This is a genomic window from Plantibacter sp. Mn2098 (genome assembly GCF_049319745.1).
In the GTDB taxonomy this organism is placed as follows: domain Bacteria; phylum Actinomycetota; class Actinomycetes; order Actinomycetales; family Microbacteriaceae; genus Plantibacter.
This window is the reverse complement of record NZ_JBMOUH010000015.1, coordinates 16,512-37,442: the sequence shown is the minus strand read 5'-3', so window position 1 is coordinate 37,442 and position 20,931 is coordinate 16,512. Positions and strand designations below refer to the sequence as shown.

Annotated in this window: 17 protein-coding genes; 3 read left to right on the top strand and 14 right to left on the bottom strand. The window is 69.0% G+C overall.

Going from position 1 to position 20,931, the window contains the following annotated elements; translation table 11 throughout:
* Positions 1–133 precede the first annotated feature (133 nt).
* Complete coding sequence (locus ACL9RL_RS19210) at positions 134–796, top strand: NAD(P)-dependent oxidoreductase (protein WP_422781897.1); 663 nt, start codon at positions 134–136, stop codon at positions 794–796.
* Here the strand turns inward: ACL9RL_RS19210 and ACL9RL_RS19205 are convergent.
* From ACL9RL_RS19205 to ddaH, 5 genes are all read right to left on the bottom strand, one after another.
* Complete coding sequence (locus tag ACL9RL_RS19205; protein ID WP_422781896.1) at positions 793–1,572, bottom strand: polyprenol monophosphomannose synthase; 780 nt, start codon at positions 1,570–1,572, stop codon at positions 793–795. The genes ACL9RL_RS19210 and ACL9RL_RS19205 overlap by 4 nt on opposite strands.
* Entirely contained in the window at positions 1,569–3,206 is a 1,638-nt protein-coding gene (locus ACL9RL_RS19200; protein WP_422781895.1) for a glycosyltransferase family 39 protein, read from the bottom strand. Before ACL9RL_RS19200 ends, ACL9RL_RS19205 begins: the two co-directional genes overlap by 4 nt.
* Before the next feature lie 346 nt (positions 3,207–3,552).
* A complete protein-coding gene (locus ACL9RL_RS19195; RefSeq protein WP_422781894.1) occupies positions 3,553–5,913 on the bottom strand; it encodes a glycoside hydrolase family 3 C-terminal domain-containing protein in 2,361 nt (786 codons plus the stop codon).
* Positions 5,914–6,043: 130 nt separating this feature from the next.
* A complete protein-coding gene (gene rocD / locus ACL9RL_RS19190; protein ID WP_422781893.1) occupies positions 6,044–7,276 on the bottom strand; it encodes an ornithine--oxo-acid transaminase in 1,233 nt (410 codons plus the stop codon).
* Positions 7,273–8,163 (bottom strand): dimethylargininase, encoded by an 891-nt coding sequence (gene ddaH / locus ACL9RL_RS19185; protein WP_422781928.1) that lies wholly within the window; start codon positions 8,161–8,163, stop codon positions 7,273–7,275. Before ddaH ends, rocD begins: the two co-directional genes overlap by 4 nt.
* A gap of 207 nt (positions 8,164–8,370) precedes the next feature.
* On the opposite strand from ddaH, the gene ACL9RL_RS19180 reads away from it, so the two are divergent.
* Complete coding sequence (locus tag ACL9RL_RS19180; protein WP_422781892.1) at positions 8,371–8,808, top strand: Lrp/AsnC family transcriptional regulator; 438 nt, start codon at positions 8,371–8,373, stop codon at positions 8,806–8,808.
* 55 nt (positions 8,809–8,863) lie between these two features.
* Positions 8,864–9,226 (top strand): GntR family transcriptional regulator, encoded by a 363-nt coding sequence (locus ACL9RL_RS19175; protein ID WP_422781891.1) that lies wholly within the window; start codon positions 8,864–8,866, stop codon positions 9,224–9,226.
* Positions 9,227–9,283: 57 nt separating this feature from the next.
* Here ACL9RL_RS19175 and ACL9RL_RS19170 read toward each other — a convergent pair whose 3' ends face one another.
* The 9 genes from ACL9RL_RS19170 to ACL9RL_RS19130 form a co-directional block, all read right to left on the bottom strand.
* Entirely contained in the window at positions 9,284–13,174 is a 3,891-nt protein-coding gene (locus ACL9RL_RS19170) for a bifunctional proline dehydrogenase/L-glutamate gamma-semialdehyde dehydrogenase (protein WP_422781890.1), read from the bottom strand.
* Between the two features lie 103 nt (positions 13,175–13,277).
* Positions 13,278–14,225, bottom strand: a complete 948-nt coding sequence (locus ACL9RL_RS19165; RefSeq protein ID WP_422781889.1) for a DNA-3-methyladenine glycosylase family protein — start codon at positions 14,223–14,225, stop codon at positions 13,278–13,280.
* A gap of 112 nt (positions 14,226–14,337) precedes the next feature.
* Positions 14,338–14,895, bottom strand: a complete 558-nt coding sequence (locus ACL9RL_RS19160; protein ID WP_422781888.1) for an acyl-CoA thioesterase — start codon at positions 14,893–14,895, stop codon at positions 14,338–14,340.
* 262 nt (positions 14,896–15,157) lie between these two features.
* On the bottom strand, positions 15,158–15,814 hold the full coding sequence (locus ACL9RL_RS19155) for a GntR family transcriptional regulator (protein ID WP_422781887.1): 657 nt from the start codon (positions 15,812–15,814) through the stop codon (positions 15,158–15,160).
* Positions 15,815–15,908: 94 nt separating this feature from the next.
* Positions 15,909–17,045, bottom strand: a complete 1,137-nt coding sequence (locus ACL9RL_RS19150; RefSeq protein WP_422781886.1) for a bifunctional 2-methylcitrate synthase/citrate synthase — start codon at positions 17,043–17,045, stop codon at positions 15,909–15,911.
* Between the two features lie 188 nt (positions 17,046–17,233).
* Positions 17,234–18,133: a methylisocitrate lyase gene (gene prpB / locus ACL9RL_RS19145; protein ID WP_422781885.1), complete on the bottom strand. Its 900-nt coding sequence runs from the start codon at positions 18,131–18,133 to the stop codon at positions 17,234–17,236.
* Entirely contained in the window at positions 18,133–19,734 is a 1,602-nt protein-coding gene (locus tag ACL9RL_RS19140) for an MmgE/PrpD family protein (protein ID WP_422781884.1), read from the bottom strand. Before ACL9RL_RS19140 ends, prpB begins: the two co-directional genes overlap by 1 nt.
* Positions 19,731–20,381, bottom strand: coding sequence for a GntR family transcriptional regulator (locus ACL9RL_RS19135; protein WP_422781883.1), 651 nt, complete (start codon positions 20,379–20,381; stop codon positions 19,731–19,733). Before ACL9RL_RS19135 ends, ACL9RL_RS19140 begins: the two co-directional genes overlap by 4 nt.
* A 145-nt stretch (positions 20,382–20,526) precedes the next feature.
* Positions 20,527–20,910, bottom strand: a complete 384-nt coding sequence (locus tag ACL9RL_RS19130) for a helix-turn-helix domain-containing protein (RefSeq protein ID WP_422781882.1) — start codon at positions 20,908–20,910, stop codon at positions 20,527–20,529.
* Between the last annotated feature and the right edge of the window lie 21 nt (positions 20,911–20,931).

The window sequence follows — 20,931 nt, the reverse complement described above, 5'->3', positions numbered from 1 at the left end:
AGCCCGCACACGCCTGAGGGTTTGCCCCGATGCCGGGAAACCGATGCCACGCGACGATTGAAGCAGTGACGCCGAGTGGCGTCGCGGAACCGAATGTGCCCGTGTTCGCACCGGAAGAACAGGGAGGCAACCTGTGGCACATCTCCTCGTCCTCGGTGGCAGCGGCCGAACCGGACGACTCGTGATCACGGAAGCGCTGCGTCGCGGCCACACGGTGACGGCCCTCGTCCGAGACGCCGATCGTGTCGTCCCAGGCGAACGCCTCACCGTACTGCAGGGCTCCCCCCTCGATCCGGAAGCGGTCGATGCCGCCAGTCGCGGCGCGCAGGCCGTCATCGTCGCGCTCAGCAACTCCGCCCCGGACGTCTCACCGGACCAAGCGGCTGCCGCCGGTCTCGTCAGCTCCGCCGTGCAGACGGTGACGGACACGATGCGCTCCCGCGGCATCCGTCGCATCGTCCTGTTGTCCGCGCTCGGCTCCACGGACTCCATCCGGAGTGTGCCGTGGGCGCTGCGCTGGACGACGCGTGTTCCCAGTCTGCGGCCCGTGTTCCGCGACCTCGGACAGGCCGATGCCGAGCTCAGGCGCTCCGGCCTCGATTGGACGATCGTCCGCCCGACCCTGCTGTCGACGCGGACGAGGCGCCGCCCCGTCTACGCGACCGCTCCCGGCCCGTGGCCGAGGTCGCTCACGATCGGACGCACCGATGTCGCCGATTACATCGTGAACGCCGTCGAGAGCGAGGCGCTCATCGGCGAGGCTCCCGTGATCTCGTCCGGGACCGCTGCCGACTAGTTCAGTTCTTCTGCTGCGCCGCCAGCGGTACCGGCCACAGCCGTCCGCGGCTCGCCCCTGAATCGCGCCGGCAACCCGCGGACGCCCCACCCGGTGACACGGACCATCGCCTCGACGACGATGCCGGTGGACATCTTGGACTCGCCGTGGACGCGCTCAGTGAACGTGATGGGCACCTCGACGATCCGCAGACCCGAGGTGTACGCGTGCCACAGCATGTCCACCTGGAAGCCGTACCCGTGGCTGTGCACGGTGGCGAGGTCGATGCGCTCCAGAGCGTCGGCCGTGAACACGCGGTACCCGCCCGTGATGTCCTTGACCGGCACACCGAGGACGACTCTGGCATAGGCGCTGCCGCAGCGGGAGATGGCCTTGCGGTGCAGGGGCCAGTTGACGACCTCGCCGCCCGGCACCCATCGCGAACCGAGCACCACGTCTGCACGGCCCGAGGCGTCGAGCAGGGCCGGCAGCTGTTCCGGCGCGTGCGAGCCGTCGGCGTCCATCTCGACGAGGCGGACGTAACCGCGTTCGAGTCCCCAGGCGAACCCGGCCTTGTAGGCGGCGCCGAGGCCGTCCTTGCCGGTGCGGTGGAGGACGTGGATGGCGGAGTCGGTCGATGCCAGGTCGTCGGCGATCGCACCGGTGCCGTCCGGCGAGTTGTCGTCCACCACGAGGATGTCGACGTCCGGGGTCGCCCGGCGGACCCGTCCGACGATCGTCGCGATGTTCTCGCGCTCGTTGTAGGTCGGGATGATGACCACGGTTGTACTCGTCATTGCTGTCCTCGTGTCATTTTGTACAGTACCGTCCGGTGCAAGTGGACTTCATCGCTGATGGTGAATCCGGCTTCCTCGAACGCAGGCAGGACCTTAGCCTGCGACTCTGGCGCGTTGGTGAACGACGGGGTCGCCAGGACCACCCAGACCGTGTGGTAGTCGTCGACGAGCGCCGGGGAATCGGCTGCCGGCACCACAACGTCCCAGAGGCCGTCCGTCTCGTCGAACGGCGTGATCAGGCCGACGTCGTCGAGCTTCGTGAACGCCTCGGGGTACAGGCGCAATGCCAGGCGCGGCTTCCTGGACGGGCGGGTGTTGTCGTCGAATACGACGGCCTCGCCCGGCGCAGCACGCTTCTCGATGGCCGCTGCGACCGTCCCCCAGTCCGTCCCGCCGTTCTTCGCGTACGGCCCGCGCTGGCCGTACCAGGTCGGGAGCGATGCTGCGATGACGGCGACGGCGAGGATCGGGACGAGCCACTTCGCCCGGACGGTCCTCGCGATGGCGACGATCCCGATCGCCACGAGGATCACGATCGCTGGCGAGGTGGACGACAGGTAGCGCGGTGAGTACAGCGGGGTCACGCGGTCGCCGATCCAGAGGAGCACGCCCGGGATGAACAGCCACGCCGACGCGACGACGAGGAGCGAGGGCAGACGACGGGCGGCCGGCCGGTACAGCGCGACGAGCTTCGACGGCGTCGTGAGCCCCCGACACTGCCGGACGGTGACGGCGATCCCGATCACGATGCCGGCGACGATGAGCGTCCAGCTGAGGATCGCGAGCGTGAGGTTGTCGAACCACGGGCTCACGAACAGCCCGGTCGGGTTGTTGTTGCTCCGGGAGGCGAGGAACGCGATCTGGTTGCGTTCGAGGTACGAGATGACGATCACGGGGAGCGCGATGACACCGCCGGATCCGAGCGCGATGCCCGCCCGCCAGAGCGTCGGCCGGTCGGCACGCATGTTCCAAGCGATCACGGCGTAGACCAGGACGAACAGGCTCGTGTAGATGAAGAGGACGCACGCGAACGCGAAGAGTGCGCCGAAGGCGACCCACGGCATGACCCGCTTCTCACGTGAGGACGCGAGCGCGATGAACGCGACGGTCAGCCAGACGACGAGCGCGATGGTGAGCGCATACGACCGCGCCTCCTCGCCCATGTAGGTGACGCGGGGCAGCACGATGAACATGGCTGCTGCGATGATGCCGACGGTTCGACCGGCGAGTTTGGTGCCGAGGAGTGCGACGCCGGCGGTGGCGATGCCGATCGCGATGGCGCTCGGCAGGCGCACCGAGAACGTGGAGGCGCCGAAGAGGTCGATCCACACGTGCAAGAGTGCGTAGTAGAGGCCGTGGACGGCGTCGACGGTGCCGAGCATCGGGAGGAGGGACGCCCAGGAGCGTTCAGCCGACATGATGCTGGCGGCTTCATCGCCCCACAGTGACGGGATCCAGGAGCCGATGGCCGATGCGGCGAAGCCGAGCAGCCCGAACAGGGCGAGCACCCGGATCGGCAGGCTGCGGGCGGCGCCCCAGGCCGTTGCCGGGACGCGCGGCGTGCTGGGATCGCCGGCGACCGCTGGTCTGCCCACCACGATGCCCCTCGTGTCGGTGCCTCTCGAATCACTCACAGCTCATCACACGCCATTCATCTGTGCGTTCTCTGTATGAACGCAGTGAAGAAATCGTCGTTCAGGTGACGGCCATCAACACGTCATCGATCGGTTCCCTCTCCGCACCGACGCGCGCATCGAACATCGCGCACAGCATCGGCTGCCGAGGAATCCGACGTCCTGTCGAGTCCACCCCTGAGCTCGACATCGAACCGGAACCCGCCTGCCCGCATCCGACGGTGGTCGGGAGGGCGCAAGTTCCGTCGAGAAGCCTACCAGCGGCTCGCGCACCGCGAGGGGAGGCATGTCGTCGCCCGGCGAGCCACGCGGCGACGACTTGCCTCCCCTCGCGAGCGGCTCTGCCTCAGTTCGCGGCAGCGACGAGCTGGGCGATCGCCTCGTCGGTGATGGGGCTGCCCGGGAACGCCGCCACACGGCCGAGCGGCATCGACGCCATCATCCTCGCGACCGCCGGATCCCCGAACATGCCGGCCTCTCCGCCCTCGCCGGCGACCGACGCCATCGCCTGCCCGAGCACGACGGAACCGATCGGGTGAGCCAGCCACTCGCCGATCGTGGAGTCGGCATCCAACGGGAGGACGGGATCGTCTCCGGCGAGCGCGATGCGCGCGGTGGTCCTGATGTCCCTGGAGGACGCACCGACCTCTACGAGGTACTCGCCGCCCTCGACGACCCACCGGCCGGCGAGCGGGTGGAAGTACGCGATGTCGGCCAGCCGCACCGCGATGTCCACCACCTGCCGCTCCCCAGGGGCCAGCTCGACCGACCGGAATCCCGCGAGCTCATGGACGGGACGGCTCACAGCGGATTCCGGAACTGACACGTACACCTGCACGACCTCGCGCCCTGCGACCGCGCCCGTGTTCTCGACCGGGACCGAGACCCGCAGATCGCCGTCGGCGCCGATCTCCATCGTCGCGTCGCCGTATCCGAACCGCGTATAGGAGAGGCCGTGTCCGAACGGGAAGCTCACCTCCGCACCCTTCGTGTCGTATCCGCGATACCCGACGAGCAACCCCTCGCCGTACCGCACGTGGCCGAACTCCCCCGGGAACGCGCCGAACGCCGTGCTGTCCTCCAACCGCAACGGGATGCTCTCCGCGAGCCGGCCGGACGGATTCACGACCCCGAAGAGCACGTCCGCGATCGCCCCGCCCCCGGCCTGGCCGAGCAGCCAGCCTTCGACGATCGCCGCCACACGGTCCGCCCACCCGGACAGCCGCACGACGCCGCCGTTCGACAGCACCACAACGACCCGGCGGTTCACCTGGAGGATCGCGTCGAGCAGATCGGTCTGCACGGCCGGCAGTTCCAGGTGCTCGCGATCGAAGCCCTCGGACTCCTCCTCCCCCGGCAGACCGAGGAACAGGACGACTACCTCCGCCTCGGCGGCCGTCGTGACCGCTTCGGCCAGGAGCCGAGCCGGTCCGTCGTCGCCGGCGTCGCCCTCCCCGCCGACCGTGTACCCGGGTGCGAAACGCACCTCACGGTGCCCGGCGAGCGCACGGATCTCATCGAGGGCCGCATCGAGTCTCGTCGGATTGATCTGCGAGCTCCCCGCGCCCTGGTACCGCGGGGTCCTGGCGAACTCGCCGATGACCGCGATCGCGCCGGCCCCCTCGACGGCCACTCCCTCGGCGGCCACTCCCTCGGCCGCCGCGCCGCCCTCCAACGGCAGGATCCCGCCGTCGTTGCGGAGCAGGACGATGCCGCGGCCGGCGACCTCCCTCGCGAGCGCGTGGTGCGCGTCGACGTCGTACGAGGCTTCCGCATCGGCACCCGCATCGGCCCGATCGGCCAACGCGATCAGTCGCGCCACGCTCGCATCGAGCACCGACTCGGCCAGCGAACCGTCCCGCGCGGCGGCGACGATCGCCTGGTCCGTCCGGCCCCCGGAGGCCGGCATCTCGAGGTCGAGCCCGGCTTCGAGTGCGGGGACGCGGTTCGCGACGGCGCCCCAGTCGGAGACGACGACCCCGGTAAAGCCCCACTCGCCGCGCAGCACGTCCGTGAGCAGCCATCGGTCCTCTGACGCGTACACGCCGTTGATGCGGTTGTAGGAGCACATGACCGTCCACGGCTGCTCCTCGGTGACGACGCGCTGGAACGCGCGCAGGTAGATCTCGCGCAGCGGCCGCTCATCCACGTCGGCGCTCACCCGCAGGCGGTCGGTCTCCTGGTTGTTCACGGCGAAGTGCTTGAGCGACGCCCCGACACCCCGGCTCTGCAACCCGCGAACGAGTGCGGCGCCCAGCACGCCGCTCACGAGCGGATCCTCCGACAGGTACTCGAAGTTGCGTCCGCACAGCGGCGACCGTTTGATGTTGATGCCCGGCCCGAGCAGGACCGCGACACCCTCCGCCGCGGCCTCCTCGCCGAGCGCAGCGCCCACTCGCTCCACGAGTTCCGGATCCCACGTGGATCCGAGCGCGACCGCCGGCGGGAAGCACGTGGCCGGCACACTGTCGGCGAGCCCCAGGTGGTCGCCGCCGGCGAGCTGTTTGCGGACGCCGTGCGGGCCATCGGTCAGGAAGATGGAGGGGATGCCGACTCGCGCGACTTCTTTGGTCGACCAGAAGTCGGCACCGCTCGTGAGCGAGGCCTTCTCCTCGAGTGTGAGCGACGCGACGCGCTCGTCGAGCCTCCTCGCCGCATCGTCCTGAGTCGTCTGTCTGGCCGCACCGGCCTCATCGCCTGGGTTCATGGCCCGATCGTAGCCGGACCGGCCTCCCCGGGGCACGCGTTCTCCCCGGATACGTCTCAGCAGACGATGCCGAGATCCGTCGTCCCGCCGTGTTCCCGAACGCACTCCTCAGCCGCCCGTCGGGCCTCGATCAGGCGTCGACCAGCACGGCCTCGAGCTGCTCGACGGCCCACACGAGGTCCTCCTCCGACACCACGATGGGCGGCGCCAACCGGATGGTGGACCCGTGCGTGTCCTTCGCGAGCACACCGCGCTCCATCAGGCGTTCGCAGATCTCCCGCCCGGTGCCCTTCACCGGGTCGATGTCGATCCCGGCCCACAGCCCGGCCCCACGGACGGCGACGACACCGTGGCCGATGAGCGCCTCGAGCCGCTCACGCAGCACACCGCCCAGCTCCCGGGCGCGCGCCTGGGGTTCACCGGTGGCGAGCATCGACACGACGGCGCGGCCGACCGCCGCTGCGAGCGGGTTCCCGCCGAACGTCGACCCGTGCTCCCCGGCGTGCAGCACACCGAGCACATCGGCATCCGCAACGACCGCCGACACCGGCACGATGCCGCCGCCGAGCGCTTTGCCGAGCAGGTACACGTCCGGAACGACGTCGACGAGGTCGCACGCGAACGTCGCCCCCGTCCGCCCGAGCCCTGACTGGATCTCATCGGCGATGAAGAGCGCCCGCAACCGCGTGCAGATCTCCCGTACGGCCGGCAGATAGTCGGCGGGCGGCACGATGATGCCGGCCTCGCCCTGGATGGGTTCGAGCAGGACGGCGACCGTGTGGTCGTCGATCGCTGCTTCGAGCGCGGCGGCGTCGCCGTAGGGGACCGTCCGGAAGCCGGGCGTGTACGGACCGAAGTCCGCCCTGGCCGACTCGTCGTCGGAGAAGCTGATGATCGTGGTGGTGCGGCCGTGGAAGTTGCCGGCCATCACCACGATGTTCGCCTCACCGTCCGGGACGCCCTTCACCCGGTAGCCCCAGGCCCTCGCGACCTTGATCGCGGACTCCACGGCCTCGGCGCCGGTGTTCATCGGCAGGACCATGTCCTTGCCGGCCAAGGCTGCCAGCTCGGTGACGAACGGTCCGAGCTGGTCGTTGTGGAACGCCCGGCTCGTGAGGGTGATGCGGTCCAGCTGGGCGCGCGCGGCGTCGAGCAGCACGGGGTTGGAGTGGCCGAAGTTCACGGCCGAGTACGCGGCGAGGCAGTCGAGGTAGCGTTTGCCGTCGACATCGGTCACCCAGGCGCCGTCCCCCGAGGCCACGACGACGGGCAGCGGGTGGTAGTTGTGCGCCGCGTGCCGGTCCTCCTGGGCGATGTATGAGCCGGTCGCCTGGGCGGCCATCGTGTTCCGCACCTCGCTCATGACCGCAGCTCCAAGGTGCAGCACTTCACGCCGCCGCCGCCGAGCAGCAGCTCGGACAGGTCGACGCCGATCGGATGGTATCCGCGTTCCCGCAGTTGGGCGTCGAACCCGACGGCCCGAGCGGCGATGACGACGTTGCGACCATCGGAGATCGAGTTGAGCCCCAGCACCGCTGCGTCCTCGGTGCTCACGCGGATCGCGTCAGGGTAGCGCTGCTCGAGCAGCCGGTTCCCGTCGGCGTCGAAGGCCTCCGGCAGGTACGCGATGTTCGCCGCCGCATCGCCCGAGAGCGGATCGAGGACGGAGATGGCCGTGTCCAGGTGATAGAAGCTCGGGTTCACGAGGGTGAGGCTGAGGACCTCGCGGTCGAACACCCGACGGACCTCGTCGTGGCTGCGCGGGTCGGTGCGGAAGCCGGTGCCGGCGAGGATCGTGTCGCCGACGAGCATGATGTCGCCCTCCCCCTCGTTGACGAACTCCGGCTCGATGACGCGGAAGCCTGCATCGCGGAACCAGTCCATGTACGCGGGACCCTCCGGCGCGCGCTCCGGATGGGTGAACTTCGCGCCGTACGCGATGCCGTCGAGGGTGAACCCGCCGTTCGCGGCGAACACCATGTCCGGGAGTCCGGCGCCTGGCTCGATGAGCTCGATGTCGTGCCCGAGCGCCAGGTAGGCGGCGTGGAGCGATTCCCACTGCTGCACGGCGAGCGAGGTGTCCGTCGGGTCCTCTGGATGCATCCACGGATTGATGCGGTAGCTGACCGTGAAGTGGTCCGGGCGGCACATGAGGTAGCGGCGGGTGTTGCCCTGCCGTTCTCCGGCCGAGCGGAGCGGGGCCGATGCGAGCCCTGCCGTTGTAGGGCCTGCCGATGCGAGCCCTGCCATCCCGGGCTGCGGTGCGGTCTGTTGATCGGTCGTCGATGACACGTCGTCCTCCAAGGAGTGGTGCGCTTCGGCGGACGCTGTCCTCGGGCCCCGTGGGGCACGCCATATTCAGTGTCACACGGTGTTCACCGCGTTCTCAGCTGTCTGTACGCAAGAAAACTGCGTATTTGCCGTGAAGGACGCAAGAAACGTGCGTAGACTGGTGGCATGGACAATCTCGACCGCGGCATCATCGACCTGCTCAGGCAGAACTCACGAGCCGGGTACGGCGACATCGGATCAGTCGTCGGGTTGTCGGCATCGGCCGTGAAACGTCGTGTCGACCGGCTGGTGGCTGACGGAGTGATCCAGTCCTTCACCATCCAGGTCGACCCCACCGTTGACGGGATGCAGACAGAAGCCTACGTCGAACTCTTCTGCCGCGGGACCGTTTCACCGAGCGAGTTGCTGCGAATCCTCTCCGGAGTGCCGGAAGTCGTCGACGCCGGAACCGTCACGGGCAGCGCCGACGCGATCGTGCACATGCGGGCGCGCAACATTCCTGCGCTCGAGGACGCACTCGAAAAGGTGCGGGTGGCGCCCAACGTCGACCACACGCGCAGTGCGATCGTGTTGACGAGGCTCATCCATCGTCACGTCGACTGAAACCGTGGCCGACCGGCGGCTGAACGGCGCGCGCGTCATCCGTTAGCCTCTGGGCATGGAGTTCCGCGTCGATGAAGCGTCAGGTGTCCCCGTGTTCGAGCAGTTGCGGACGCAGGTGATCGACGCCGTCCGCGAGGGGACACTCGCCGCCGGGGCGAAACTCCCGACCGTTCGAGGGCTGGCCGATGAGCTCGGTATCGCCCCGAACACCGTCGCCAAGGCGTACCGGGCACTCGAAACCGACGAGGTCATCGAGACACGGGGCCGGGCCGGGAGCTTCGTCTCAGCCCACGGCGATACCACCGAGCGGCACGCCCAACTGGCCGCCACTGCCTTCGCCGATCGCATCCACCAGCTCGGTGTGCCCGTCGACGACGCCATCGCCCTCGTCACCGCAGCACTCCGAGCCGACCGCTGAGCGCAGCGCACCGCACCGATCGCCATTCCGAGGCGAACCGGCGGCCATGCGGAAGCGTCAGATGACGGCCTGGGACCAGGGGTCTGGCGTCCCGAAGCGATGCGCGGTGATCGAGATCGACTGTTCACGGAGGAACGGCAGGAGTTCGACCCGGCCGGACTGTGTGACCGGCCCGGCGTAGATCGCGATCTCCGGATCGCCACCGAGTGCCTCGCTCAGCCGGAGGGCGAGCGGTTCCGGATCGACCCTGAGCGATGCGGCTGCGCCGACACCGCCCGCAGCTTCAGTCGGCACCTCCGCGCCCTCGTCGATCGCCGGTTCGAACACGGGCTCGCGCCTCGGCCCGACGATCCGCACCCTGGTCGGGAACACCGGCGCCTCCACACCGTCACCGGCGTCGATCGGCGCACGGGCAGCCATCCGGGTGAGCCATTGCTCATCGGTCTCCAGCGAGACGGCGATGTCCAGCTCGGTGAGCCAGTCGCGCACCTCACGGGGCAGTCGTCCGCCAAGGCTCAGCGTGAACGCGGAGCGTGATCGCACGGCCGCGATGAGCACACGAAGCGCATCACCGAGGTCGGCTCCGGCCGCCATCCGCACGGTGACGGGCACGGGCCGGTAGCGGAACAGGTTGCGCTCCACCCCGAGCTTGGAGACGTCCTTGACCTCGCCGAACTCGGTGCCCCACTCGACGGCGTCGCTCAGCGCAGAACGGCGGAGCACGTCGAACGCCTCATAGGTGAGCGACGGCTGGGCTGCCTCGATGAGCTTGGCGATGCGCGTGTCGAGGCCGCGCAGGTGGAGCGTCCGGCTGGACGAACCCGGGTCCGGGATCCAGTCGCCCAACCCGAACAACGCGTTGGGGCCGCCGGCCTTCGCACCGGTGCCGACCGATGACCGCTTCCAGCCGCCGAACGGCTGCCGCTGCACGATGGCGCCAGTGATCCCCCGGTTGACGTACAGGTTGCCGGCTTCGACGTGATCCACCCATTCGGCGAGATCGTCGGCGTCGAGGGTGTGGATGCCGGTGGTGAGCCCGTACGGCGTCGCGTTCTGGAAGCGGATCGCGTCGGCGAGCGTCGGCGCGTGCATCACGCCGAGCACCGGCCCGAAGTACTCGGTCGTGTGGAACGGCGAACCGGCCTGGACGCCCGTCCGCACGCCGGGCGACCACAGGCGTCCGCTCGGGGCATCACCCGTGACGTCGGAGTCGTCGAGGAGCTGCGGCTGCACGAGCCAGTGCTCGCCGAGCCTGAGCGAGGTGAGGCCCTCGAGGAGCTTCTCGCCGGCGGGTTCGATGATCGGCCCCATCCGGGTTCCGGCGTCCGCAGGCCACCCGACCCGCACCGACCGCACGGCGTCCTCCAGCTGTCGGAGGAACCGCTCTGAGCGAGCGACGGAACCGACGAGGATCACGAGCGAGGCGGCCGAGCACTTCTGTCCGGCATGTCCGAACGCGCTCTGCACGATGTCGGCGACCGCGAGATCGAGGTCAGCGCTCGGCGTGACGATGATCGCGTTCTTGCCGCTCGTCTCCGCGAGGAGCGGCAGATCGGCCCGCCAGCTGCGGAACAGCGCGGCCGTTTCGAACGAACCGGTGAGGACGACCCGGTCGACGTCGGGGTGCGTGACGAGGTGCTCCCCCAGCTCGTCCTCCGCCACGTCGACGAGGGCGAGGACGTCACGCGGCACACCGGCGTCCCACAGCGCCTCGACCAGCACGGCGGCCGAGCGTTTCGCCTGCGGCGCCGGCTTGATGACGACCCCGCTCCCTGCTGCGAGCGCGGAGAGCACACCGCCGGCCGGGATCGCGACCGGGAAGTTCCACGGCGGCACCACGAGGGTCACGCGCGACGGCACGAACCGTGCGCCACGCACCTCGTCGAGGCCGCGCGCGTTGGCTGCCGCGTAGTTCGCGAAGTCGATCGCTTCACTGACCTCAGGATCGCCCTCCGCGATGGTCTTGCCCGTCTCGCTCGCCATGACTTCGATGAGCGATGCGCGGCGTGCCGCGAGCATCCGGCCGGCGGCGCGGAGCACGGTGGCACGCGCTGCGGCCGGCCGTGACGCCCATCGTCTGCCGGCCTCGGCGACACCGGCGACGATGCGGTCCAACTCGGCGGCGTCCGTGACCTCGGCCGATGCGATGCGCTCGGTCCCGAGGGTGGACCCCGGCACGCGGGCCAGGATCTCGGCGGCCCACTCGCGGTTCCTCGGCAGCGACGGATCGGTGTCCGGGGTGTTCGTGAAGCTGATCGCGCCGTCGACGATCCCTCCGCGCTCCGAGCGGGAGAACACGGCGGTCTCGACGTAGCCCGTGGTGCTCGGGATCACGCTGTCGGACCGCGACCCGCGTTCAAGGCCGAGCACCTGGTGCGTGAGGCCCTCTTCCGGCCCTGCCGCGTCACGGAAGAGGTCGTCGGTACTCGTGATCTGGACATCGGCCGGGTGGTGATGATCGTCCGGTCCGGTCGACGCCGCAGCAGCGTTCGAGGCAGCAGCTGCAGCGGAAGCGGCCGCGGAAGCTGAGGCAGCAGCGGCTTCCTCGGCCAGGCGGTCCTGCGTCCGGTTCGGGCCGGGGATCTCCCCGTAGGTCTCGCGCAGTTCCTCGGCAGCGTCGAGAAAACGGCGGCGTTCCCGCGCGAACAGCGTTGGCGAACTCGCGAGTTCGAACACTGCGGACATGAAGTTGTCTGCGCTCGCGTTCTCCTCCAGCCGGCGGACGAGATAGGCGATCGCGACGTCGAACTCCTTCGGGTCGACGACGGGTGTGTAGAGGAGGACGTTGCCGACGTCGCCCTTGATGGCCTCCACCTGTCCGGTGGCCATCCCGAGCAGCATCTCGAAATCGATGTGGTCGGCGACGCCTCGGTCGCCGGCGAGCAGGAAGGCATAGGCGATGTCGAACACGTTGTGCCCAGCGACACCGACCTTCACGACCGCCGTGTGCTCGGGCGTGAGCGCCCAGTGCAGGACGCGCTTGTAGTTGGTGTCGGCCTCGCGTTTGGACCCGACGGTCGCGAGGGGCCAACCGTGCAGGGCCGCGTCGACCCGCTCCATCGCGAGGTTGGCGCCCTTCACGAGCCGCACCTTGATGGGTGCGCCACCGGCAGCAACACGCTGCTTGGACCACGCGGTCAGCTGCATCATGGCCGCGAGCGCGTCCGGCAGGTACGCCTGGAGCACGATGCCGGCCTCGGCCCGGAGCAGGTGCGGCTGGTCGAGGATGCGGGTGAAGGCTGCGATCGTGAGATCGAGGTCGCGGTACTCCTCCATGTCGAGGTTGATGAACGTGCCGTTCGCGAGCCCCGTCTCATAGAGCGGGGTGAGCCGTCCGACGATGCGCTCGACGGCTTCGTCGAACGACCACATCGAGAGCTGGCTGGCGATGGAGGACACCTTGACGGACACGTAGTCGACGTCGGGCCGTTCGAGGAGGGTGCGGACGCCGGCGAGGCGCTTCGCCGCTTCGCGTTCGCCGAGGACGGCTTCACCCAGGAGGTTGAGGTTGAGGCGGGAACCGTCGGCGCGCAGCTTGGTGAGGGCTTCTTCGAGGTGCGCCGGCGTGGCGTCGACGACGAGGTGGCCGACCATCCGGCGCAGCACGGAGCGGGCGATCGGGACGACGCCCCAGGGCATCGCGGGCGCGACGGTCCCGCCGACCCGGAGGGCCGTCTTGAGCTGCCAGGGCAGGAAGCCTGGGGTGAGTTTGGCGACGGCTGCGAGGTTGTTGCCGGCGACGACCTGGTCTTCCGGCCGCATCACGCCGTCGACGAAGCCGACGGTGAACGCGAGGCCGTCCGGGTCCCGGAGCACGCCGGCGAGGCGGGCGGCTGCCGGATCGGCCACTGCTGTTGCGCCCTCATCGACCCAACGGCTCGCGAGAGCGATCGCTCGGTGTTCGAGAGCGGTTTGTTCGGGGGACGTCTCGTCCGGAACGTTCACCATGTCCCCAGACTATTCGCTGGAGCCCGAGAGGACCCCGCGACCCTTCGACAACCCGCCCGCGCCGGGTCCCTGAGCCTGTCGAAGGGCCCGGCCCCAACCCCCTTCAATGCCGCCGATGGTCCTGAATCGTCATCTTGGCCCCACGCCGCGGCTTGTGGATGCCGCTGCGCCCGATCAGCCGCAGCACCCGCTGCCGCTGTCCAGCCCAGGGGGTGAGGAGGTCGAGCATCGCGTCGTCGTCGACCGGGCTGCCGGTCAACGCCTGTCCGACGCTCGATGCGAGGTGGTAGTCGCCGACGCTCACCGCGTCGGGGTCGCCGTGCGCGCGGAGGGCGACTTCAGCCGCGGTCCACACCCCGATGCCCGGGAGGCTCTGCAGACGTCGTGCTGCTTCGACGGGTGGCTCGTCGATCGTGCGTTCGATCGCATCGGCCAGTCGAGACGCCCGGACGACGGTCTCCGACCGCTGCGGTCCGACGCCGGCGGTGTGCCACTCCCAGCTGGGGATCATCCGCCAGGCCGCGGCCGCGGGTGCGACGACCATGCCCTCCGGAGCGGGCCCTGGCGCCGGCTCACCGTGCGCGCGGACGAGGTGTCGCCAGGCGCGCCAGGCTTCGAGGGCGGTGACCTTCTGTTCGAGGACGGCCGGTACGAGCATCTCGAACACGAGTCGGTTGCGGCTGAGGCGGAGGCCGGGGTTCCGGCGCAGGACTTCGGTGAGCAACGGGCTGGCCGAGACGTCGAGGCCGCTCCAGTCGTCGTCGGCGCCGAGGAGCGCCGGTACGCCGTCGATGGCCCACTCCGCGCCGGGACCCCAGGCGGTCGCGGCGATCTCCCCTGCGGCCCAGACGCCGACGTGCAGTGTCGCGGCCCCCTCTGGCGTCCGCATCGTCAACCACACCCCCGTCGGGGTCCGGCGGAAGCACGGCCCGTCGCCGCCGCGAGCAATGAGCCCCAGCGTCGAGTGCACATCGATCGGCACGGGCGGCCGATACCGCGTACTCACGCTCGGTACCGGTCGCGCATCCGAATCCATCATCACAGCTGACATCGCCATCACCCTACGTCCCCCCACCGACATCCCATCCCGCGAGGGGTCGCGAATGGCTAGTCCAATGCCCCGTCAACTAGCCATTCGTGACCCCTCGCGGGATGGAGGAGGGCTACCAGTCGGAGGGGGCTGGGGCCTTCGTGGGGGGAAGGGCGACGTCGACGGCCCACTGCTTCTGCCACGCGGGGACGGTGATGTCTGCGGGCGGCGGGCCCGTGATCTCGAGGAGTTCCGCGATGGACACGGTGCCGCCCGACTTCTTCAGGAAGCGGCCCCGCACGGTCGCCTGCGTGTAGATCTCGCCATCGACGATCGCCCGATGCTCGATGAACACGCCCTTGTCGTCATAGCCGACGACCCGTGACTCGACCGTGAACCGCTGCCACAGCTGCAGCGACTTCCGGAACGTGATGCTCTCGCTCGACACCACCGGATACCAGCCTCGGCGATCGAATTCGTCCCACAGGCCGTTCCGGATGAGCAGGTCGAAGCGCCCGAGGTCGAAGATCGACAGGTAGACGCCGTTGTTCATGTGGCGGAGGAAATCGAGGTCGGTCGGCAGGACCCGCACCTGGATCCGGCCGACGTCCCAATTCCCGAGCTTCTCGCCCCGACGCAACCGACGACGGGAGGTGAGGAACAGCAGCAGGGTGCGGAACATCAGATGCATGCGTGGATGCTACCGCCGCTTGTGCACCGTCTACGCATCATCTGTCGGAGTCATACAACGGCTCCCCGGTTCCGGCTGATCGCCTTGCGCGATTTCGACCGATGGCGCGCCGACGACAACGGCCGACGACCACGGAACCCGTGATCGTCGGCCGGATCGATGAATTGCCGGAGTCCCCGAGATCTGCCGGGACTCGCTCACATCCGCTGCAGCCCGGTAAGGCCCTCTGAGCCCCGCTGAGCCCCACCGAGCCCCGCCGGAACTACTCCGCTGCGGGCAGCGGCAGCTGGAACACCGTCTCGATGGCGAGCTCCGCGGCGATCGCGTCGTTCGCCAAGACGGCGTCGCGCAGTGACGGGTAACCGATTTCGAGCGCGTCCCACGCGGTGCTCTCCTCGGTGCGCGTGACCGACAGTCGGTACGCGAGGCCGTCGATGAGGTCGCGGGTCGCCGTCACGAGCACCGAGTTGGGGCATGCCGCGATGAACTCGTCGACGAGCTTCCAGGACAGGTCGCCGTGGCCCTTGGCGTCGCGCTTGCCGACGATGGCGATGACGCCATCGACCGACTTCGCGAGCGTGGTGCGCTGCTGCTTGGAGAGTTCGGGGACAGTCACGCGGACGACGCCGCCGACGAGCGCGCCGAGCGTCTGGAGGATGTAGGTGCGGTCCTCCGGGGTCGGCTGCGCGACACGCGTGTAGCGCTGCGGGGCCATCTCGATGAGGCCGAGGCGGGCGAGGTCATTGAGGGCTTCACGGATGGGGGTGCGTGAAACGCCGAGCCAGTCCTGGAGTTCCTGGTCGTTCAGGTTCTCGCCGGGCTGCAGAGTCCCGTCGAAGATCGCGGCGCGAATCTGCTCCGCTGCGGTCTCGCGCAGGGACTTGCGCTCGAACAGGGGCTGACCGGACGGTACTGGCATGGGAGATTCCCTCTCGTTGAGACGCTGGTGTCTGTGACATCAGCGTACTCCTGTCCACCCATCAGATGGTGGACAGTGACCGGGAATTACCCGCCTAGGACAGCAGGTGTCGTTCCTCGGGTCCGACGTACTCCGACAGCGGGCGGATGAGGGCGTTCGAGGCGAGCTGTTCCGCCACATGAGCCGTCCATCCGACGACACGCGATGCCACGAACAACGGCGTGAACGTGGGTGTGTCGAAGCCGATCAGGTTGTACGCGGGACCGGACGGGTAGTCGAGGTTCGGCTTGATGTTCTTGCGTGAGACCATCGCGTCCTCGAGGGTCGTGTACAGCTCCAGGACCTCCGGGCGGTCGTAGTGCTCGACGAGGCGTTCGAGCGCGGCGTGCATCGTCGGGACCCGCGAGTCGCCGTTCTTGTACACGCGGTGCCCGAAGCCCATGATCTTGCGCTTCTCGGCGAGCGCCGTCTCCAGCCACTCGACCGCATGATCGGCCGTCCCGATCTCGCCGAAGACGTGCATAACGGCTTCGTTCGCGCCGCCGTGGAGCGCGCCCTTGAGTGCACCGACGGCGCCGACGACAGACGAGTACAGGTCGCTGAGGGTCGAGGTGATGACCCGAGCCGTGAACGTCGACGCGTTGAAGGAGTGCTCCGCGTACAGGATCATCGACACGTTGAACGCCTCGACGACCACCGGATCGGCTTCCTCGCCGAACGTCATGAAGAGGAAGTTGGCGCTGTAGTCGAGGTCATCCCGCGGCGGGACGATGTCCTGCCCTCGTCGACGGCGCTGATCGTAGGCGACGATCGCCGGCAGCTTCGCGTACAGGCTCACGGACTTGCGGGCGTTGGACTCCGGGCTGGCGTCCTCGGCATCGGGATCGTTGGCGCCGATGACGCTCACCGCGGTCCGGACGACGTCCATGGGGTGACAGGTGGTCGGCAGGAGATCGATGGCGGCCTTGACGTTGTCATCGAGCGCCCGCTGCCCGCGCTCGTCGGCCTCGAACGCTGCGAGCTGCTCATCGCTCGGCAGTTCGCCGTTCCACAAGAGGTACGCGACCTGCTGGAAGCTGCACTGCGCGGCGAGCTCCTGCACGGGATAGCCGCGATAGAGGAGCGAGTTCGTCTCCGGATTCACCTTCGAGACCGAGGTGACGTCGACGACGACTCCCGCGAGACCCTTCTTGATGTCGATGGTCGCGTTCGTGGTGCCGTTGCCCGTCATGTCTGCTCCTTTGCTGAGTCCGTGCTGGTGGTGCGTGGTGCCGTTGGCCCTTCGACAGGCTCAGGGACCGGGAGGCCGGTCACTGAGCTTGAGCTTCGCGGTCACTGAGCTTGTCGAAGTGTCTCACGTCAACCCTTCGACAAGCTCAGGGACCGGGACGACGAGCTCAGGCACCGGGGACGCCTCGCCTACCGGTTGACCGTGAAGTTGAAGACCGAACCGTCGAACCGGTTGTAGCCCTCGTAGTCGATGAGGTCGTAGAGATCGGCCCGATGCTGCATCTCGCCGAGCTTCGACGTGAGCGATCCCTCCTCGGTCACGGTGTCGAGGGCCCGACCGGCGGCCCCCATCGCGATCCGGAGGAGCGACACCGGCCAGATGACGATGTTGATGCCAACGTCGGCGAGCTGCTGCGAGGTGAACAGCTCGCTCTTACCGAACTCGGTCATGTTGGCGAGGATCGGCACGTCGACCGCTGCGCGCATCGCCGCGAATTCCTCGAGCGACCGCATCGCTTCGGGGAAGATCGCGTCCGCGCCCGCGTCGACGAGCTTCTTGGCGCGGTCGATCGCGACGTCGAGTCCGTCGACGGCGGCGATGTCGGTGCGCGCCATGACGAGGAAGTTCGGGTCCCGGCGCGCGTCGACCGCGGCCCGGATGCGGCCGAGCGCCGTGCCCTCGTCGACGACCTGCTTGCCGTCGAGGTGCCCGCAGCGCTTGGGGTTCACCTGGTCCTCGATGTGCGCGCCCGCGAGGCCGGCGTCTTCGAGTTCCTGGATCGTGCGTGCCACGTTCATCGGCTCGCCGAAGCCGGTGTCGGCGTCGACGATCGCGGGCAGCTCGGTCATGCGGGCGATCTGCTTCGCGCGGCCGGCGACCTCGGTGAGCGTCGTCAGCCCGATGTCGGGGAGCCCGAGGTCCGCGGCGAGCACGGCGCCCGAGATGTACACGCCGTCGAAGCCCTTCTGCTCGATGAGGCGCGCGGACAGCGGGTTGAACGCGCCGGGGAAGCGCAGCAGCTCGCCGGTCGCGAGTCGCTCACGGAAGGCGCGACGCTTGTCGGCCGGTGTCGTCTGCGAGTACAGCATCAGAAGAGTCCCGTCGGGTGGGGTGCGGCGGCCAGCACACCGGGTGCGGCCTGGATGGTGAGGGCGGCGACCTCGTCGGCCGTCAGCTCGGGGAGGCGCTCGGCGAGGCCCAGGAAGCGCTCGATCTCCGCGGGTTCGAGGACGTCCTCGGCGAGGGCGCGGAACTTGGCGATGTAGTCGGCGCGGGCGAAGGGGCGCGCGCCGAGCGGATGCGCATCGGCCACCGCGATCTCGTCGACGATCGTCGTGCCGTCGGTCAGCGTGATCTCCACACGACCGCCGAACGCCTTCTCTGCCGGGTCGTTCGAGTGGTAACGGCGCGTCCACTCCGGGTCCTCCGCGGTCGTGATGCTGTGCCACAGCGCGACCGTGTCCGGACGGCCGGCGCGCTCCGGTGTGTAGGAGTCGACGTGGTGCCACGCGCCGTCCTGCAGCGCCACGGCGAAGATGTACGGGATCGAGTGGTCGAGCGTCTCACGTGACGCCGTCGGGTCGTACTTCTGCGGGTCGTTCGCCCCGGAGCCGATGACGTAGTGCGTGTGGTGCGAGGTGTGGAGGACGATGCTCTGGATCGCCGGTGCGTCCGTCCCCTGAGCCGCATCCGCACCCGGTCCAGTCCCCTGGGCAGCATCCGCACCCGGTCCCTGAGCCTGTCGAAGGGCCACCAACTCCGGATACTCGTTGTGCAGCTTCCGCGCGAGGTCGATCCACGCCTGCGCCTGGTACTCGGCCGAGTGCTCCTTCGTGTAGCTGTCGAGGATCGCGAGCTTCGCTTCGCCCTCCCCGGGCAGCGGCACCTCGTAGGAGGCGTCGGGGCCATCGAGCAGCCAGGCGATGACGCCGTCCTCGCCCTCGTAGATCGGCGACGGGCTCGTCTCGCCGCGCATCGCCCGGTCGACGGCCTCGACCGCCATCTTGCCTGCGAACGCTGGGGCGTGCGCCTTCCACGTCGAGATCGCGCCCTTGCGGGACTGTCGCGTCGCGGTGGTCGTGTGGAGGGCCTGGCCGATGGCCTGGTAGATCGTGTCCTGGTCGAGGTGCAGCATCGTGCCGATCCCCGCGGCGGCCGACGGGCCGAGGTGTGCGACGTGGTCGATCTTGTGCGCATGGAGGCTGATGGCCTTCACGAGGTCGATCTGGATCTCGTAGCCGGTCGCGATGCCGCGCACGAGGTCCGCGCCCGTCGATCCGACGTGCTGGGCGACCGCGACGATGGGCGGGATGTTGTCGCCCGGGTGCGAGTACTCGGCCGCGAGGAAGGTGTCGTGGTAGTCGAGTTCGCGGACCGCGACGCCGTTCGCCCACGCCGCCCACTCCGGCGAGACCTTGCGCGCCGGGTCCGGGCCGAAGACCGTCGAGCCGTTGCCGCCGGTGCTCACGGGATGCGCGAGCACTTGGGCGCGGGCCGAGGAGACGGGCTTCCTGGTGAGCGATGCCGCGGCGACGGCCGCGTTGTCGATCACCCGGTTGATGATCATGTCGACGACCTCCGGGGTCACGTCGACGGTGTCGGTCGCGACGCGCGCGAGCTGCCACGCGAGCTGCCCCTCCTTGGCGAGGTTCTCGTCGCTCCGGTGGACGCGCAGGTGGTGCTGGATCATGGGGTTCCTTTCGCCGCTCGCGCGGCATGGATGCTGCGCAAGCTGAGGTGGAGGTGGACGTGCGTGGCGTGGGCGGCGAGTTCTTCGTCACCGGCGGCGATCGCCTCCGCGATGAGGCGATGCTCGGCAGCAGCGGCGAGCAACCGGTCCGGACGGTCCTTCGAGAGGCGGCGGACCCGATCAAGGTGGGTGCGGAGGTTCCCGAGCGCTTGCGTCAGATACGGGTTGTCCGCTGCGGCGGCGATCTCGGCGTCGAACCGCGCAACGAGATCGTAGTACGCGCGCTTCGCCTCATCGCCCTGTTCGAGCAGGGTGCCCGCGTCAGCGAATTCGGCGGCGATGGCAGTGAAGCGTGCCGGATCGCCGTGTTGCGCTGCGAGTCTGGCCGCCTGCTCCTCGAGTGCACGGCGGACGCGGAAGAGGTCATCGATGCGGTCGGTCGAGACCTCGGTGACGACGAGTCCTCGGCCGGGCGTCGAGCCGACGAGTCCGTCCGCCGAGAGTCGTGAGAGCGCTTCGCGGAGTGGTGTGCGTGAGATGCCGAGTCTCGTAGATTGCTCGACCTCGGCGAGGACCATACCCGGGCGGAGGATGCCCTCGAGGATCTCCTCGCGGAGGCTGCGGTAGGCGCGATCGCTGACGCGCATCTGGGCCTCCTTCGTCACCATCGGACCCATCCAGTGTATACAGATCACGACGAAATGACTTCAGGTGCGCGAAAATAGCCCCATTTTGTATACAGAAACGATACTTCGGCGCAAGCGCCCCTTCTAGACGGCTCCCGTCCGTGAACTACGCCGCGAGGAGCGCCGCGTTCTGCGTCGGCAGTTCGGCAAGCTCAGCAGACTCGGCATCGCCCGGCGACACCGCCACCGACGGCAGCATCACGAGATGACCACGCGCAGCCTCTGCGCCGGCCGCCTCGCCCGTCAGGACGCCGGAACCCGTTCCGGACTCGATGCGATCGGCGATTTCGAACATCACGAGGTCGAGGCGGGTGCGGAGTGCAGCGGCGATGGTCGCGAGCACTTCGGAGGAGGCGTCCTTGCGGCCGCGTTCCAACTCGGAGAGGTAGGGCGTGGACACGTTCGCGTCCGTGGCGACATCGTTGAGCGTGCGTCCCTGATCGGTCCGGAGCGAGCGCAGCACGTCTCCCAGAGCTTCCCGCACCAACATCCCGATCCCCTTCCCGCGCCA

Coding starts and splice junctions, on each gene's coding strand:
- ACL9RL_RS19205 (WP_422781896.1), bottom strand. CDS start 1,572: ATGACGAGTACAACCGTGGTCATCATCCCGACCTACAACGAGCGCGAG.
- ACL9RL_RS19195 (WP_422781894.1), bottom strand. CDS start 5,913: ATGAACCCAGGCGATGAGGCCGGTGCGGCCAGACAGACGACTCAGGAC.
- rocD (WP_422781893.1), bottom strand. CDS start 7,276: ATGAGCGAGGTGCGGAACACGATGGCCGCCCAGGCGACCGGCTCATAC.
- ddaH (WP_422781928.1), bottom strand. CDS start 8,163: ATGGCAGGGCTCGCATCGGCAGGCCCTACAACGGCAGGGCTCGCATCG.
- ACL9RL_RS19180 (WP_422781892.1), top strand. CDS start 8,371: ATGGACAATCTCGACCGCGGCATCATCGACCTGCTCAGGCAGAACTCA.
- ACL9RL_RS19175 (WP_422781891.1), top strand. CDS start 8,864: ATGGAGTTCCGCGTCGATGAAGCGTCAGGTGTCCCCGTGTTCGAGCAG.
- ACL9RL_RS19170 (WP_422781890.1), bottom strand. CDS start 13,174: ATGGTGAACGTTCCGGACGAGACGTCCCCCGAACAAACCGCTCTCGAA.
- ACL9RL_RS19165 (WP_422781889.1), bottom strand. CDS start 14,225: ATGTCAGCTGTGATGATGGATTCGGATGCGCGACCGGTACCGAGCGTG.
- ACL9RL_RS19160 (WP_422781888.1), bottom strand. CDS start 14,895: ATGCATCTGATGTTCCGCACCCTGCTGCTGTTCCTCACCTCCCGTCGT.
- ACL9RL_RS19155 (WP_422781887.1), bottom strand. CDS start 15,814: ATGCCAGTACCGTCCGGTCAGCCCCTGTTCGAGCGCAAGTCCCTGCGC.
- ACL9RL_RS19150 (WP_422781886.1), bottom strand. CDS start 17,045: ATGACGGGCAACGGCACCACGAACGCGACCATCGACATCAAGAAGGGT.
- prpB (WP_422781885.1), bottom strand. CDS start 18,133: ATGCTGTACTCGCAGACGACACCGGCCGACAAGCGTCGCGCCTTCCGT.
- ACL9RL_RS19140 (WP_422781884.1), bottom strand. CDS start 19,734: ATGATCCAGCACCACCTGCGCGTCCACCGGAGCGACGAGAACCTCGCC.
- ACL9RL_RS19135 (WP_422781883.1), bottom strand. CDS start 20,381: ATGCGCGTCAGCGATCGCGCCTACCGCAGCCTCCGCGAGGAGATCCTC.
- ACL9RL_RS19130 (WP_422781882.1), bottom strand. CDS start 20,910: ATGTTGGTGCGGGAAGCTCTGGGAGACGTGCTGCGCTCGCTCCGGACC.